The sequence below is a fragment of the Pseudomonas sp. CLCA07 genome (assembly GCF_053615335.1).
This window is the reverse complement of the sequence record NZ_CM132131.1, coordinates 4,888,743-4,904,796: the sequence shown is the minus strand read 5'-3', so window position 1 is coordinate 4,904,796 and position 16,054 is coordinate 4,888,743. Positions and strand designations below refer to the sequence as shown.

Genomic DNA, 16,054 nt, shown 5'->3' with positions numbered 1-16,054 from the left:
TACACAGGCCTGGGGAGCACCTCAAACCCTGTAGGAGCAAGGCTTGCCCGCGATCGAGCGCGAAGCGCTCGCCAGGGTCAAACCAGATGCAGCGCCGTTAGCAGCATGTCGATTGCCTTGATGCCCACGAACGGCACCACAATTCCGCCCAATCCATAGATGAGCAGATTGCGTCGCAGCAACGCCGCCGCACTCGCGGCCTGTACTCGCACGCCGCGCAAGGCCAGTGGAATCAGCACCACGATAATCAAGGCGTTGAAGACGATGGCCGACAAAATCGCGCTCTGCGGACTGGTCAGGTGCATGACGTTCAGCACGCCCAGTTGCGGGTAGATCGAAGCGAAAAGCGCCGGCAAAATCGCAAAGTATTTGGCCACGTCGTTGGCGATGGAAAAGGTCGTCAACGCACCTCGCGTCACCAGCAACTCCTTGCCGATCTGCACCACGTCCAACAGCTTGGTCGGGTCGCTGTCGAGGTCGACCATGTTCGCCGCTTCCCGCGCCGCTTGCGTACCGTCGTTCATCGCCATGCCGACGTCCGCCTGGGCCAGCGCCGGGGCGTCGTTGGCGCCGTCGCCGCACATAGCGACCAGGCGCCCGTCGTTTTGCTCGTGACGGATGCGCGCCAGTTTTTTCTCTGGTGTGGCTTCGGCCAGCACGTCATCGACGCCCGCTTCGGCGGCAATCGCGGCGGCGGTCAGCGGGTTGTCGCCGGTCACCATGACCGTGCGAATCCCCAGTTTGCGCAGCTCGGCGAAACGTTCACGGATGCCGGGTTTGACCACGTCCTTGAGGTGAATAACGCCGAGCAATTTGCCGTCGGCGCAGACCAGCAACGGGGTGCCGCCACTCTGAGCAATTTTGTCGATTTCCCGGGACAGCGGCGCGGCCAGGTCGGCGCGTTTCAGGCCGACGAAGGCCAGCAAAGAATCCACCGCACCTTTGCGATACACGCGACCCTGGTAGTCGACACCGGACAGACGGGTTTCAGCACTGAACGGTACCGCCGTCAGCAACTCGGTGGCGGGCTCAGGTTGTGGTTGAGTCCCACGCAGGTACTCGACGATGGATTTACCTTCAGCCGTGTCATCAGCCAGCGAGGCGAACAAGGCACCCTCGGCCAGTTCCCTGGCGGTGACGCCCGGTGCCGCATGAACTGCGGTGCAACGACGGTTACCGAAGGTTATGGTGCCAGTCTTGTCCAGCAGCAGAACATGCACGTCCCCCGCCGCTTCCACGGCACGACCGGACTTGGCGATCACGTTCAACCGCACCAGACGGTCCATCCCGGCGATCCCGATGGCGGACAACAAACCGCCAATGGTGGTCGGAATCAACGTGACCAGTAACGCCACCAGGAACACCAGTGGCAGGCTGCCGTTGGCGAAGTGAGCGAACGGTTGCAGGGTGACGACCACCAGCAAAAAGATCAGGGTCAAGCCGATCAGCAGGATGTCGAGCGCGACTTCGTTCGGGGTTTTCTGGCGCTTGGCGCCTTCGACCAAGGCGATCATGCGGTCCAGTGTCGACTCGCCCGGGTTGGCAGTGATCTTCACCAGCAGCCAGTCGGAGACCAATCGCGTGTTGCCGGTGACGGCCGAACGGTCGCCCCCGGATTCACGAATCACCGGCGCGGATTCACCGGTAATCGCCGCTTCATTGACCGCTGCGATGCCCTCAATCACCTCGCCGTCACCGGGGATCATTTCCCCTGCTTCGACGCGGACCACATCGCCCTTACGCAGGGTGGTGGCCGGCACCAACTGGAACGTGCCGCTGGTGGTTTGGCGACGGGCGCTCAAGCCTTCACTGCCAGCCTTGAGGCTGTCGGCACGAGCCTTGCCGCGACCTTCGGCCAAGGCTTCGGCGAAGTTGGCGAACAGCACGGTGAACCACAGCCACAAAGCGATTTGCGCGGCGACAAAAGTCGGTACGGCGCTGTCGGGAATGAAGCACAGCACGGTGGTCAGGATCGCGGTCAGTTCAACCACCAGCATCACCGGCGCACGCTGCAATTGCCGAGGGTCGAGCTTGACGAAGGCTTGCACCAGCGCTGGGCGCCAGAGGGCCGAGATCGCGGTTTTCGGTTGTTCCGGCGCCTTCACGGTGACCGGTTTAGTTGCGGGCATATTCATCATCTAATCCTCAGAAGCCCATACTCAAGTGTTCAGCAATCGGACCCAGCGCCAGTGTCGGCAAGAAGGTCAAACCACCCACGAGCAAAATGGTCACGGTCAGCAAAGTCACAAACAGCAGGCCGTGGGTCGGGAAGCTGTTCTGGCCGATAGGTGCAGTTTTCTTCATCGCCAGGCTGCCGGCCAACGCCAGTACCGGGAGGATGTAACCGAAGCGACCGATCAACATGCCAAGCCCCAGCATCAGGTTGTGGAACGGCGTGTTTGCACTGAAGCCACCGAACGCAGAACCGTTGTTGGCACTGGCCGAGGTATAGGCGTAGAGCAGTTGGCTGAAGCCATGCGGTCCAGGGTTGCTGACTGACGCCACCGGCCCGGGCAGGACCGAAGCAATCGCGCCGAGCACCAGCACGCCGACCGGCATCACCAGCAGGGTCACCACCAGCAACTGCACTTCTTTGGCTTGCAGTTTCTTGCCGAGGTATTCCGGGGTTCGACCAATCATCAGGCCGGCGAGGAACACCGCGATCAACACGTTCAGCAACATGCCGTAGAGCCCGGCACCGACGCCGCCGAAGATCACTTCGCCGACCATCATGTTGACCAGCGCGACCATGCCGCTCAGTGGGTTGAGGCTGTCATGCATGCCGTTGACCGAACCGTTGGACGCGGCGGTGGTGGTCACCGACCAGAGCACGGTGGCGGTGGTGCCGAAGCGCGCTTCCTTGCCTTCCAGCGGCGCGGTCTGTTCGACGGCAACGTTGTTCAGGGCCGGGTTCGGTTGATACTCGGCCCACAGCGAGGTCGCGCCGCCGATCAGGAACAGCGCCAGCATGCAGGCGATGATCGCCCGGCTCTGACGCAGGTCTTTCACGTAATGGCCGAAGGTGAACACCAGGGCGACCGGGATCAGAATGATCGAGGCCATCTCGAACAGGTTGCTCCACGCCGTCGGGTTCTCAAACGGGTGCGCCGAGTTGACGCCGAAGAAACCGCCTCCGTTGGTGCCCAGTTGCTTGATCGCAATCTGGCTGGCGGCCGGACCGAGCGGGATTACCTGATCGACGCCCTGCATCGTCACGGCATTTACGTATTGAGCGAAGGTTTGTGGCACGCCCTGCCAGACCAGATACAGCGCCAGCAGCAGACACAGTGGCAGCAGGCCGTAGAGGGTGGCGCGGGTCATGTCGACCCAGAAATTGCCGAGGGTCTTGGTCGACTTGCGACCGATACCGCGACACAGCGCAACCAATACCGCCAGGCCAGTGGCGGCGCTGACGAAATTTTGCACGGTGAGGCCGACCATTTGACTCAAGTAGCTCAGGGACGCTTCACCGCTATACGCCTGCCAGTTGGTGTTGGTCATGAAACTGATGGCGGTGTTAAACGCCAGCGTCCACTCCTGACCCGGCAGGTTTTGCGGGTTCAGCGGCAAGTGGTCCTGGAACAGCAGGATCGCGAACAACAGCAAGAAGCCCGCAAGGTTGAAGGCGAGCAACGCCAATGCGTATTTCTGCCAGCTCTGTTCGGCTTGTGGATCGACGCCGGCCACGCGATAACAGCCGCGCTCCACCGGTCCGAGAATCGGTGTCAGCCAAGTGCGCTGACCTTCCATTACCTTGTAGTAGAAGCGCCCGAGAAACGGCGCCGGGACCAATACCACCGCGAAAAACGCGAGGATCAGCCAATAGTCATAGCTGTGCATAGCCGCTCCTAGTTCCGGTCCGCGCGCAACAGCGCAACCAACAGATAAATGAACAGCCCCACTGCCAGTAGCAGTGACACTCCGTCCAGAACGCTCATGGAAGTTCTCCGTGTTACGGCGTATTGCCGCGTGTGGAGTCATTGTCGGCAGGGAGGCTGTAAAGGAACGAGATCGAGGGTGCGGGCGGGGCATAAAGAAAGCGTAAAGAGTGGGTTTATGGCGGCGTTACAACCTGTTTTTTGTGCCGTCCTGGCAGGCCTCTTCGCGGGCAAGCCCACTCCCACAGGGGATAGGTGTCGTCTGAATAAATGCATTCCAAATGTGGGAGCAGGCTTGCCCGCGAAGGCGGCATTACTGGCACCTATGCCCCCTGCTGAAGCACCAAAATGCATGTATCCAGCACCGAACATCCCCGATACGACGTGTTTTTACGCTTTACGACTGCTATCACAACACTGGCACGCCCACTGCACACGCCCTCCTCCCGAGCATTCCAAACCGTTCAGGGAGCAACTGCATGAACACACAACTCAAACCCACACTTGGCACGTTGCACCTGTGGGGCATTGCCGTTGGGTTAGTGATTTCCGGTGAGTATTTCGGCTGGAGTTACGGCTGGGGCGTCGCGGGCACATTGGGCTTTCTGGTGACCTCGTTTATGGTCGCCACCATGTACACCTGCTTCATCTTCAGCTTCACCGAACTGACCACGGCGATTCCCCATGCCGGCGGTCCCTTTGCCTACAGTCGTCGCGCGTTTGGCGAAAAAGGCGGGCTGATCGCCGGGTTGGCGACACTGATCGAATTCGTCTTCGCGCCGCCAGCGATTGCCCTGGCGATTGGTGCCTACCTGAACGTGCAGTTTCCCGCTCTCGATCCAAAACACGCGGCGGTCGGTGCCTACATCGTGTTCATGGGCCTGAACATTCTCGGGGTGAAACTCGCAGCGACGTTCGAATTGGTAGTTTGCGTACTGGCCGTGGCCGAACTGTTGGTGTTCATGGGCGTGGTTGCACCCGCGTTCAGCTTCAGCAACTTCGCATTGAATGGTTGGGCCGGCTCCGATGTATTCGGTGCACCGGCGGTCGCCGGGATGTTCGCGGCCATTCCGTTCGCCATCTGGTTCTTCCTCGCCATCGAAGGGGCCGCCATGGCCGCCGAAGAAGCCAAGGACCCGAAACGGACGATTCCCAAAGCGTACATCAGCGGGATTCTGACTCTGGTATTGCTGGCCATGGGCGTGATGTTCTTTGCCGGCGGCGTGGGCGACTGGCGCACCCTGTCGAACATCAACGACCCACTGCCCCAAGCGATGAAAACCGTGGTCGGCGAAAGCTCCGGGTGGCTGCACATGCTGGTGTGGATCGGCCTGTTCGGCCTGGTAGCCAGTTTCCACGGGATTATTCTCGGCTACTCGCGGCAGTTCTTTGCGCTGGCCCGGGCCGGTTATCTGCCGGCCTCCCTGGCCAAACTGTCGCGCTTCCAGACGCCGCACCGGGCAATCATCGTTGGCGGTGTGATCGGTATCGCGGCGATTTACAGTGACAGCTTGATCAACCTCGGCGGTATGACGTTGACAGCGGCAATGATCACCATGGCGGTTTTCGGCGCGATCGTGATGTACATCATGAGCATGCTCAGCCTGTTCAAACTGCGTAAAACCGAACCGAACCTGGAGCGTACGTTCCGTGCGCCATGCTACCCGCTTGTGCCGATGATCGCGTTGCTGCTCGCAGTGGTCTGCCTGGTGGCGATGGCCTGGTTCAACACCTTGATCGGGCTGATCTTCCTTGGCTTCGTGGCAGTGGGTTTCGTGTACTTCCTGCTGACCGCGCAGTTGCGCGCGGATGCGCCGGCGGACGCGATGTTGACCGGGCTATAAACAGCTCAGGTGCGTTTGGCCTATCAGGCATAGAATGGAACCACTGCGAAAATCCATCGCTCAAAGTGGTATGCACGATCGATTGGCAAACTCCGTCAATCGGCCTGCCCTCAAGGAGAGCCCTATGCCCTGGTATGCCTGGTTGATTCTGGTCGTTGCAATCGGCTCGATTGTTGGCGGTTTGATGATGTTGCGCGACACCGCCAACAAGGTCGAACTGACCGATGAGCAACGTAAACGCGTCGCTGAACGCAATGCGGAAATGGATGCCAAGGAAGCGAAGGACCGCTAACCCGACAACCCTGTCATTCTCGGTGAATGACAGGGTTATGTGTGTCTAGCGTTGTAGGCAACCACCAGATTCTTTTCCACCAACGTCATGTCGGCCAGGGACTTTTCGTTGCTGATGCGCTTCGCCTTATCATTGCTCAATAATCTTTTGATAAAGGAGCTGTCATTATTTGTGACAAGTCTTTGACGTTTTTACAACAGAGTTGGACGCATCTGCATGCTTTTTAGAAGTAGAAGTACAATCACCATCCTATTTTCATTGGTTAAGATGGCGCATTGTTGCGGAGATTTCAGATGCGTTACTCGCAGGACCATAAAGCCCAGACCCATAAGCGCATCATCAAGGAAGCTTCAGCGCGATTCCGTCGGGACGGTATTGGGGCGACTGGCTTGCAACCGCTGATGAAAGCGCTGGGGTTGACCCACGGAGGCTTTTACTCACACTTCAAGTCCAAAGACGAACTGGTTGAAAAGGCGTTGCAAGCGGCTGGCGATCAGGTCGAAGCGGTGTGTGCCGAGCTGTTCGCCCAGGATCGCCCACTGGATGCCTTCATCGACGCTTATTTGTCCGAATGGCACCAGACCTCACCTCATGAAGGTTGCCCGTTGCCAACCATGTCATCAGAACTTGGTTTGCGCGGGCAGCCAAGTCCAACCTCGGACGCAGTGTTGAACGCACGGCTCCAACAAATAGAAGACACCCTTGCAGACGAGGATGCCGCGGACCAGAGCATCGTCATCATGTCCGCACTGGTCGGCGCATTGCTGCTCTCGCGCAGTGTCGAGAATCCCGAACTGGCCCAGCGGATTCTCGACGTGACACGCGCCTTTCTTAAACAACCCCGGACTAATCCTGCCAACGCTTGAACAACACGCTGGCATTGACACCGCCAAACCCAAAGCCGTTGGACAGCGCATACTCGATAGCCATTGGCCGCGCCTGACCGTGGACGATGTCCACGCCTTGCGCCGCCGGGTCCGGACTATCGAAATTCAGTGTGGCAGGCACGATCTGATCACGAATCGCCAACAACGTGAAGATCGCCTCAATCCCGCCAGCTGCTCCGAGCAGATGCCCTGTCGCCGATTTAGTCGACGTCACCGCCACCTTGTTGTCTGTACCGAACAACGACTTGATAGCGGCCAACTCGCCGAGGTCGCCAACCGGAGTCGACGTAGCGTGCGCATTGAGATGTTGTACCTGAGCCGCTGAAATACCAGCCTGCGCCAATGCCAACGACATCGCCCGGCGCGCACCGCTGCCATCTTCGGGGCCCGCGGTCAGGTGAAAGGCGTCAGCACTGGTGCCATAGCCGACCAGTTCGGCTAAAGGTTGAGCCCCGCGCGCCAAGGCATGCTCCAGTGATTCAATCACCAGAAGTCCCGCGCCCTCCCCCATCACAAAGCCGTCGCGATCACTGTCAAACGGCCGAGAAGCCCGCTCAGGGGTTTCGTTGTAACCACTGGACAAGGCACGCGCAGCCGCGAACCCAGCCAGGCTGACCCGATCGATCGCTGCCTCAGCGCCGCCACACACGGCAATATCCGCTTCGCCGCAACGAATCAGCCGCGCCGCATCACCAATCGCTTGCACCCCGGCCGCACACGCTGTAACCGGAGCGCCCAACGGGCCCTTGAATCCGTGCCGGATCGACACATGACCCGCCGCGAGATTGACCAGGAACGACGGAATAGTGAAGGGCGACAGTCGCCGAGGTCCACGGCTGTCGGTGGTGCGTACCGCATCGGCAATCGCGCCGAACCCACCGACACCAGAACCGATAATGGTTGCCGTGCGTTCCTGGGCTTGCGGGTCCAGTGCTTGCCAACCGGCCTGCTCCAACGCCTGCCGCGCGGCCTCCATGGCAAACAGAATGAAGCGGTCCATCTTCTTCTGCTCTTTGGGTGGCGTTGCTCGATCCGGGTCAAAACCCGCCTCGGGATCTTCCGCCACGGAGAGTACAGCGCCGCCAACCTTGGCCGGCAGATCCGCGACCACCTCTTCAGGTAAATTACGCAACCCGGAACGCCCGGCCAGCAAACGCTCCCAGACAGCTTCAACACCGCTACCCAGCGGAGACACCAGGCCCATGCCGGTGACAACTACTCGACGATCACTCATGTCGCAAATACCTCAAGCCGATGGATGGCGCCTCATTTGTAACGTGCGGCGGCCGTACTCTTGGAAAGATTCGGCGCCATTACCAGGCGGGCTTTTACAAAGTCGTCCCACTCGGAGGCGTTTGGCAACGATGGAATGGTGATCAGCTCACCTTGGTCCAGACCGGATAACGCTGCATCAACCATTTCACCTGCTTCCATGACCATGTCCGCCGGAATCTGGCTAGCGTCGATACCGGAGCGCTCCCAGATTTCGGTGCGCGTCACGCCTGGCAACACGGCTTGAACCTTGACCCCGGTGCCGTCCAGTTCGGCATTCAAGGACTGCGTCAGGCTTAACACATACGCTTTACTAGCGCTGTAAGTCGCATTGAAGCGCTCGGGAAACAACGCCACCACCGACGCTATATTGATGATAGAACCCCGGCCTGCCTTGGCAAAACTGGCGGCTGCCGCCGATGCCAGGCGTGTGACCGTGGTGACGTTCAGTTGAATCAACTTTTCCAGCTGCTCCATGTCGGCATTCGCCAGCAGGCCATCCGCCGCGACACCAGCGTTGTTCAGCAGCAGACTGATACTCGAATCGCTGCGAACACGCTGTTCGATCTTCAGTACATCATCCTTTTGTGTCAGGTCTGCCTTGAGTACTTCCACCTGAACACCGTGCTCGGCGCGCAACTTGCTCGCAGCAGCCTCAAGCCGCTGCTCGTCACGAGCAACCAACAACAAATCAAAACCACGCGCTGCCAACCGCTCAGCGTAAATCGCACCGATACCGGAAGATGCACCGGTAACGAGGGCTGTACCTTGGGACTGGGTGGAAGTCATGACTGTGCTCCTGGGAGATGTTTAGGGGAAGCGAGCGCCTGAATGCCTGTACGCTTCAGCGAACGACAAATGAATTATAGGCATAATTTAAACCGTATATGATAGCCATAATTTTTTATTGACCGATGAAAGGCGCAGCACCGACCCTTTCGCCAGAAAGCAAAAAGGCCGGTCAATGACCGGCCCCTGACGTTGAGCTAAAAGCTTAGTTCACGTGGAGCTTCTCGCGATTCTTGTCCAGAATCGCTTTACCTATCCCCTTCACTTCCAGCAGTTCGTCTACGGATGAAAATGGCCCATTACTCTCACGATAGGCAACAATCGCCTTGGCTTTGGCCTCTCCGATACCGGTCAACTCGCGCTGCAGTGTCGGGGCATCGGCTGCATTGAGGTCGACTTTGCCAGACTGCGTCTTAGGGGAAACCTCCAGCACCAGAGGTGCGCTGCCTGATTCGGGTTTCGCCGCAGGTGCGGCAATTGTGGCAACAGAAGCGCTGGTGAGCAGGGCAAAAACCAAAGAGTAGAAATAGCCAGTACGCATAATTGAAGCTCCATGACATCGATTTAGAAAGCAGCTTTCCGAAGCTGCCTTCCAAACTTAGGCCATGGGATGGAACTGTCAAAAGTGTGTCCGTTACAGGATATGAATAAATAAAGACAGGGATGGATGCGATCGACAGCCTCATTGGGCGTAGTCATAAATTTTGTGCTCGGGCATGAACACACCGCAGACCTGCATCGTCCATCTGATCCGTAACAACATTGACTACGCCACTTGGGAAAAGCGGCGCGAGCCGAGCAAAGCGCTGAAGCCGATCTATCAGGCACTCACGCCGAGTAAGCGCTCGCCACCTATGAAGCCGGACCTGGGGCAAGCAATATCGCTGCAATTCGCTATCAGCACATCCTAAAAACGGAAAGCCCTGGCACCATCAGAAAAAATCAGGATCTGTTGTACATACCTGTGCCCTGAGCTACGGTGAGCGATAGACAGGGCATTGAAAAACCGTGAAAATCGCCGACCGCCTTCTGTCTTCCCTGCGAACTCATCACATGGCTGCAAAGAAATCTATCAGCGCGCTATCCTCTCCATTAGCGGCAAGTGCTGCAGCAATTATCGGCCGGTTTCTCTTGCTTGGCACAGGGGCCCTGACCGGAATTTTATTACCGCTCACCATGAAACAAGAGTCGGTTGGTTTATTTTTTCTTTGCCAATCCATAATAGCGGCGCTTGCAACATTGGGTCAGTTGGGTTTGAGTATTACGTCCCCAGCCATTATTTCGAGAGCGATGGGTGTTAAAGATAATGGCCGAATAAAGCAAACATTACTTCGGACCTTGTTAATTGGTGGTTTAGCCGCTTGCACTTTCGCCTTTAGCTTCTGGCTAACCCTTCACTTGCTGAATAATTTATTAGATTCAGAATTAGTGGGAGCACTTCAAACACTCGCACCTCTGATTTCAATCAGTATGGTACTGGCTGCCCTGGTAACCTTGCTATCTGAACAGCATCGAGTATTAGGACACTTCGTCCAAGCCAGTTTCCTGGTTGTGGGGGCAGGTGTCGCGAGCGCCGCTACCGTAATCATTGCCTGGCAGTCGAAATTGACGTTGCCGCTTGACGTGTTGCTTCTGGCAGGAATATCCGGTGTTTTATGTACCGCATTGCTTGGTGGTTACTCCTTGTGGCGCTGGTATAGAGCACATACTGGAGAAATCATCCAGCCTATCAGCTATACAGAGATACTCCGACAAACTTTACCTAACGTTACGACAACAAGTGTGCTGTTCATAGTTGCTCAAGCCGACTTGTGGATCATAGCGTATTTTGGCAGTACTGCAGACGTCGCAATTTACGGCTTAGCGTCACGACTTGCTGCATTGGTTTTGATACCGCTGGCCGTCATCAACACCGTCATCGCACCGTCAATCGGTCGTATATGGGTGCGCAACAAAAGACTCTACCTTCAAAAGGTAATGGGGATAGGCGCCGGAGCAGCGACAGGAATGGCGATCTTCGGCTACATACTATTCGCCGCTGCTGGCAAGTTCATCATTTCGAAAGCGTGGCCCGAAGAATACTCACAGGCTTACTATATATTCATTATTCTCGGTATCGCGCAAGTGGTTCAGACGTACGCTGGTACCGCTGGCATGGCATTGGTCATGCTACAAAAACAAAATATCGCGATGAAAATTTCTGTCGTAAGTGGTGTCCTGATGATTGTCGGCGGAAGTGTAGCAATCATTTTTTATGGAATTATAGGGCTGGCTATCGTCTATAGCGTTGGCAGCATCATCCAATCCACTCTGATGATTTACTACGTACGTCGGATATTCGGCCTGAAAACAACTGCCAACTACAAATCACTCACGCAATTCGCTCGCGTCTACTTTCGCAAAGAGATTTCGCATGAAAGATAAAACCCTGAACCTGCCAAAGGTCAGCATCGTCATACCGACATACAATACCGGCCGGTATGTATTGGATGCTATTGACAGCGTCAAAAAGCAGACCTATCAAAATGTCGAGCTGATTGTTGTGGATGATGGATCGACAGATGACACGTCCGACTTGCTGAAAAGTCTTCCGGACGAGTTTTTGCATTTTCGACAAGAGAATGCCGGTCAGAGCGCTGCGATGAACTTCGGATGGAAGCAAAGTACCGGTGATTTATTGGGTTACCTTAGCGCCGACGATAGATTGCACCCGACGGCCATCGAAAAAATCGTTTCGCTCATGCAGTCGTCGCCAGAAACAGTGTTGGCGTACCCTGATTTTTGCGTAATCGACGAACATTCGTCCTATGTCCGAACCATTAATGCTCCTGACTTTTCCAGCGAACTCCTTGTCGCAAATTTTCAGTGCTTACCTGGCCCAGGCGCATTGTTCAAACGATCGACATGGGAACAAGTGGGTGATTGGAACACCGCATTAAGGAGCATTCCGGATATGGATTTTTTCTTACGCCTTTGCCAGCGCGGCCCATTCATCAGGGTCCCTGAAGCTCTGGCAGACTTCCGTATTCATTCTGGCTCGACCACCTATAATCGATCCACGGCCCAGAGATCAGACGAGCCGGTCCAGGTGATTGAGAGCTTCTTTAACAGTGCTGATTTGCCGAAACCCTACTTGCACTGGAAGAAAAGAGCCACGGCGAACGCACTCATGCTCTCTGGATTCATGCACGCTTTTTCTGGTCGATACGCAGTCTCTTTTAAAAGAATGGCTCGCGCTGCTGCGCTGCACCCCTCATCGCTTTTTTCTCGCAAGATGATCAGCTACGTCATTGGAATCTATAAATCCAGATCGGTGAAAAAATGAAAGTAATCCCGGAAAGTTTTATGGTGCATAAACCAATCACATTATCGATCCTCGCCATGGTACTCATGGTCAGTATCAGCGCAACTTTTTATTATCCGGGAACAAAAATATTATTTATAGCGTATAGCGCTCTATCTATTGCGATAGTACATGCCACGCTTATCAATCGTGCAAAGAGTTATTTCAGTTTCTTTCTATTTTCTTTTCTGACACTCGGCTGCTGGGCAAAAATTGTCTTGCACTTATTCCTGGGTAACGACTTCAACGAACCGATTGGTGATTTCGATGAGTCCCCGGCAGCTTGGGACAAGGCTGTTACGGTACTGATCACGGCGTTCGGCGCCCTGCTCATTTGCTACTACTCTGTAGCATTCAAAGCCAAAGACCGAGTCGAACTCAAAAACAACATAGTAAACTCCAGGCTTTTACCTCCACTACTGGCATTAATGGTCCTATTCACCATAGGGCTTTTGACATTCAATTACTATTTTTCAATTTTGAAAATTGGTTACGAGCCAACTTTAAAATTAAATAGTTACATCTACGTGGTGGTGGCGTTCATGGTGGCCTGGGGCAATGTCATTGCTCTTTCAACGTTAGCCTACTGGATGGTCGCAAACGGCACATTTGCCCCACGCACACTTTTTTATATTGTTATTATTGAAGGTGCACTGACCGCTATTTCCATGGGTAGTCGGGCACAGATGATTCTTCATGTTGCGGTTCCATTCGTAATTTACCTGCTTCAAGGCAAACGCCTAGGCTGGCAGCTGTCGAAACGAGACTGGATAAAAGTAGTTTGTGCCACGGCACTTTTGTTCGTATTTTCGCTTCTTGCTGTTTCAACGGACCGATTGGCATCCTTTGCCAAAGCGGTACCCGTTACGGATGCAACGTTAATGAAGCAACAAGCAAATGTAGATAATGCAGAGAATGCAGATAATGCAGGTAATGCAGGTAATGCAGGTAATGCAGGTAATGCAGGTAATGCAGGTAATGCAGGTAATGCAGGTAATGCAGGTATTGCAGGTGACGCAGGTTTTGCAAGTAATGCAGATACCGCTTCCAAGGACACACTCAAACCTTCCGAAAAAGAATTGAAGCCTAGCGAGGCGGAAATACCATATGTCGCTCCGCCCCTAACCCCCGAACAGAAGATCAATCGGATAGCTAAGGAAATAAGCAAGTTAATAGTTGATCGCTGGATCGGTATCGAAGGCGTGCTAGCAGTGACGAGCGACCAAAGTCTAAGCATCCAGCTATTAACGGAAGGGCTAAAGGAAGATCCGGCAAAGGGTACTAAGGCAATCTTCCAGCGTATATCCGATGCGAAGTATGCAGACTATGAGAATTTCACTTTTATGACAATTCCAGGCCCTATCGCGGTCCTATTTTATAGCGGTAGCCACCTTGTACTTTTTGCCGGAATTATGTTTCTTTTCTTCCTCGGTTACAGCATCGAACTTGCCACAAGAAAGTTGCTAAACAATGCCATGACCAATGCAACAGTAGGCATTGCATTAGCTTACCTCATCGTTCAGATGAATTTTCCGATCGCTTTCTGGTTCTTTATTTTAGAACTTTCAGCATTCCTGGTTGGTTTACTCGTGCTTAAATTTATACTTGACAAGACAACCATGAGAACTTCTAAGGCTACGGCTTCGTAGTTCGCACCTTATCCACTCCTATACGGCCCTCAAAATACTCGATCATTCCAGTGGCAATAACCTGCCAACTGTAGTGATCGATGATGTACGTTTTGAGACGATTGCCTTTATTAGCCAGATCGTCAACATCAGAAAGCATGAGTTCGAGCCCCTGACTGATTCCGACGACAGTGGGCTCGACCACGTATCCCCCATCAATCGCTTGTACCTCGTCGAACCCGCAGGTATCAGTCAGCAGCAACGGCAAGCCAACAATACCCGCCTCGAGGGCAACGAGGGACATTGCTTCTGATCTGGACGGGATAACCAACATCAACGCGTGTTGATAAGCTTCGTTACGCTGGGCCTCATTCAGGAAACCAATAAAATGAATCTTATTCGCGAGCGCGCTATCTGCGAGTAATAACTGTAATTCACTCTGCATGCCAAAATCAGGTCCAGCGAGAACTAATGGATAAGCTTGCGCAGCAGGAGTAGCGAGATAGGCTTGAAGCAGAAGATCAGGTCCTTTTACAGGCGCTAGTCTTCCCATGAATAGGATGTAGGGCTCGAGAGGGAGACTTGCTTGGGTACGATTCGGAAGCAACGCCGGCTCCGATACTGCATTTGAAAATACGGGTATACCGTCTTCTGGCAGGCGGGAGATTTCCGCAATGAGCGCCCGTTCAAGTTGAGTAATCGCAATAAAGCCCGCAGCGCCTTTGATCAATGACTTGCCAAGGAGAGTATGAAAAATCCTCATGATCGGTCGTGGCTTTCCGACAGACGCAAACTCACCAGCCGGGCACAATACGTAAGGCGTTTTTGCCAGCCTGGCCAAGAATCCGATAAACACGCTGAGTAAATTCCAGTAACCCATGATATGTATAACGTCAGCGGACTTAATTGCCTTCCACGCCCGCAATGGATTGAGCAATGGGACTGGTAAACGGTGGCCAATCCTTCCCGTGATGTATGTCTCTATACCATTGGCATCGAACTCTGACTGCCAAGAGTCGCCGGCCATAGCAATGACTTCACAAGGACAGCCTGTCTTCTCGGACAAAGCCTTGGCCAAATGCCGAGTACGCTCAGCCGTACCTCCACCTCGCTGAGCATCCAGCGAAATGTTAACCAATAGGATCTTCATGCATTCGCCCTCAAATATTTAACGTAACTATCAAGGCGAGTCGTAAATTGCGCACAATCCAAAAAACCCAGTTCGGACAAACGAGTATCACGAAAACGTCGCATTGGATCAGAATTACTAACCTTGCGCACATCCAAAACGTAACGAAGGATACTGGGAGGAAGACAAGGTATACGAGAAAAAACCGGTCGACCGAATGCTTTCATCAGGCAGTCCTGAAGGTAAGCAAAATTATTATCGGGCGCAGAATCTTCGGTGACGACAATGATTTCACCCTGGACAATTGTTTCTACGGTAGTGATAAAAAGTAATACTTCGACTACTTTTTCAACGCTAACGAGATGCATACGACGGGCACCATACAACGATCGACGTAGTGCGAGCTTCCAATGGGGAGCACTCGAAACCTCTTTTACGAACGATACGATATTCAGCCCTCCCACACCAAACACCGCTCCCAACCGTAAAACCAACACCTCAAAATGTTCGGCCACTTCAGCACGTACGAGCGCTTCCGCAGCTGCATGCTCTCGTTCATAAGGTGTCATGGGGACTATCGGAGAAGCAGATGTACAGACACTGTCCTGACTTGCTCCAAATACATCGATACTTGAAACATGGATGTAGCGCTTAACGCAAGCGGTGCGGCAAGCCCGCAGCACGCTCTCAATCGCCGGCAAGAACCAACCAGCTCCGTCTGGGCGGAGTAAATTCAATACAATACAGCCTGGGGTCAATATCACCGCCAGCGAAGCGCTATTCTCTACATCGAAGCGCTGAACGTGTATCGATGAGTCAGCCAACCAAGCCGGTTCGTTCCGATGCACCGCAAAAATAATCTCGAAAGCGTTGCTGGTATCCGACAATGCCTTGAGAAGATGATGGCCTACGAAACCAGTACCGCCAATCACCACAAGACGCTGCATTACGCCGTTCACCCCGGGGCCACTGTCATTCTTTACACTGTTCAA

14 protein-coding genes and 1 pseudogene are annotated in these 16,054 nt (G+C 54.5%); 7 read left to right on the top strand and 8 right to left on the bottom strand.

Annotated features, from left to right (window positions below):
* Positions 1-77: 77 nt before the first annotated feature.
* From kdpB to kdpF, 3 genes are read right to left on the bottom strand one after another with little or no spacing between them, the layout of a single operon-like run.
* Positions 78-2,135 carry a potassium-transporting ATPase subunit KdpB gene (gene kdpB / locus ACWGZX_RS22565; RefSeq protein ID WP_452625488.1) on the bottom strand — a complete coding sequence of 686 codons (2,058 nt, stop codon included), beginning with the start codon at positions 2,133-2,135 and terminating at the stop codon, positions 78-80.
* Positions 2,136-2,145: 10 nt separating this feature from the next.
* Positions 2,146-3,840 (bottom strand): potassium-transporting ATPase subunit KdpA, encoded by a 1,695-nt coding sequence (gene kdpA, locus ACWGZX_RS22560; RefSeq protein WP_452625487.1) that lies wholly within the window; start codon positions 3,838-3,840, stop codon positions 2,146-2,148.
* A gap of 8 nt (positions 3,841-3,848) precedes the next feature.
* Positions 3,849-3,938, bottom strand: a complete 90-nt coding sequence (kdpF, locus tag ACWGZX_RS22555) for a K(+)-transporting ATPase subunit F (protein ID WP_007899818.1) — start codon at positions 3,936-3,938, stop codon at positions 3,849-3,851.
* A 419-nt stretch (positions 3,939-4,357) separates the two neighbouring features.
* Here kdpF and eat point away from each other — a divergent pair, with 419 nt between their 5' ends.
* The 3 genes from eat (at position 4,358) to ACWGZX_RS22540 (ending at position 6,880) form a co-directional block, all read left to right on the top strand.
* Complete coding sequence (gene eat, locus ACWGZX_RS22550) at positions 4,358-5,722, top strand: ethanolamine permease (protein ID WP_452625486.1); 1,365 nt, start codon at positions 4,358-4,360, stop codon at positions 5,720-5,722.
* Between the two features lie 124 nt (positions 5,723-5,846).
* Positions 5,847-6,014: a DUF2897 family protein gene (locus ACWGZX_RS22545; RefSeq protein WP_008017828.1), complete on the top strand. Its 168-nt coding sequence runs from the start codon at positions 5,847-5,849 to the stop codon at positions 6,012-6,014.
* A 293-nt stretch (positions 6,015-6,307) separates the two neighbouring features.
* Positions 6,308-6,880: a TetR/AcrR family transcriptional regulator gene (locus ACWGZX_RS22540; RefSeq protein ID WP_452625485.1), complete on the top strand. Its 573-nt coding sequence runs from the start codon at positions 6,308-6,310 to the stop codon at positions 6,878-6,880.
* On the opposite strand, the gene fabF is transcribed toward ACWGZX_RS22540, so the two are convergent.
* The 3 genes from fabF to ACWGZX_RS22525 all read right to left on the bottom strand — a co-directional run bounded on the left by fabF (position 6,861) and on the right by ACWGZX_RS22525 (position 9,503).
* On the bottom strand, positions 6,861-8,135 hold the full coding sequence (gene fabF / locus ACWGZX_RS22535; protein ID WP_452625484.1) for a beta-ketoacyl-ACP synthase II: 1,275 nt from the start codon (positions 8,133-8,135) through the stop codon (positions 6,861-6,863). The genes ACWGZX_RS22540 and fabF overlap by 20 nt on opposite strands.
* Before the next feature lie 32 nt (positions 8,136-8,167).
* Positions 8,168-8,962: an SDR family NAD(P)-dependent oxidoreductase gene (locus ACWGZX_RS22530; protein ID WP_452625483.1), complete on the bottom strand. Its 795-nt coding sequence runs from the start codon at positions 8,960-8,962 to the stop codon at positions 8,168-8,170.
* A gap of 205 nt (positions 8,963-9,167) precedes the next feature.
* The gene (locus ACWGZX_RS22525) at positions 9,168-9,503 is read right to left on the bottom strand and encodes a ComEA family DNA-binding protein (RefSeq protein WP_223519124.1); all 336 of its coding nucleotides are present in this window, start codon (positions 9,501-9,503) and stop codon (positions 9,168-9,170) included.
* 181 nt (positions 9,504-9,684) lie between these two features.
* On the opposite strand from ACWGZX_RS22525, the pseudogene ACWGZX_RS22520 reads away from it, so the two are divergent.
* The 4 genes and pseudogenes from ACWGZX_RS22520 to ACWGZX_RS22505 form a co-directional block, all read left to right on the top strand.
* Positions 9,685-9,792, top strand: a pseudogene (locus ACWGZX_RS22520) (transposase); the annotation flags it as partial.
* 178 nt (positions 9,793-9,970) lie between these two features.
* On the top strand, positions 9,971-11,386 hold the full coding sequence (locus ACWGZX_RS22515; protein WP_223519122.1) for a lipopolysaccharide biosynthesis protein: 1,416 nt from the start codon (positions 9,971-9,973) through the stop codon (positions 11,384-11,386).
* Entirely contained in the window at positions 11,376-12,287 is a 912-nt protein-coding gene (locus ACWGZX_RS22510) for a glycosyltransferase (RefSeq protein ID WP_452625482.1), read from the top strand. Before ACWGZX_RS22515 ends, ACWGZX_RS22510 begins: the two co-directional genes overlap by 11 nt.
* A complete protein-coding gene (locus tag ACWGZX_RS22505; protein WP_452625481.1) occupies positions 12,284-13,954 on the top strand; it encodes a hypothetical protein in 1,671 nt (556 codons plus the stop codon). Before ACWGZX_RS22510 ends, ACWGZX_RS22505 begins: the two co-directional genes overlap by 4 nt.
* Here ACWGZX_RS22505 and ACWGZX_RS22500 read toward each other — a convergent pair.
* Together ACWGZX_RS22500 and ACWGZX_RS22495 are read right to left on the bottom strand one after the other, a co-directional pair.
* Positions 13,941-15,083, bottom strand: coding sequence for a glycosyltransferase (locus tag ACWGZX_RS22500; RefSeq protein WP_452625480.1), 1,143 nt, complete (start codon positions 15,081-15,083; stop codon positions 13,941-13,943). The genes ACWGZX_RS22505 and ACWGZX_RS22500 overlap by 14 nt on opposite strands.
* A complete protein-coding gene (locus ACWGZX_RS22495; RefSeq protein WP_452625479.1) occupies positions 15,080-16,054 on the bottom strand; it encodes an NAD-dependent epimerase/dehydratase family protein in 975 nt (324 codons plus the stop codon). Before ACWGZX_RS22495 ends, ACWGZX_RS22500 begins: the two co-directional genes overlap by 4 nt.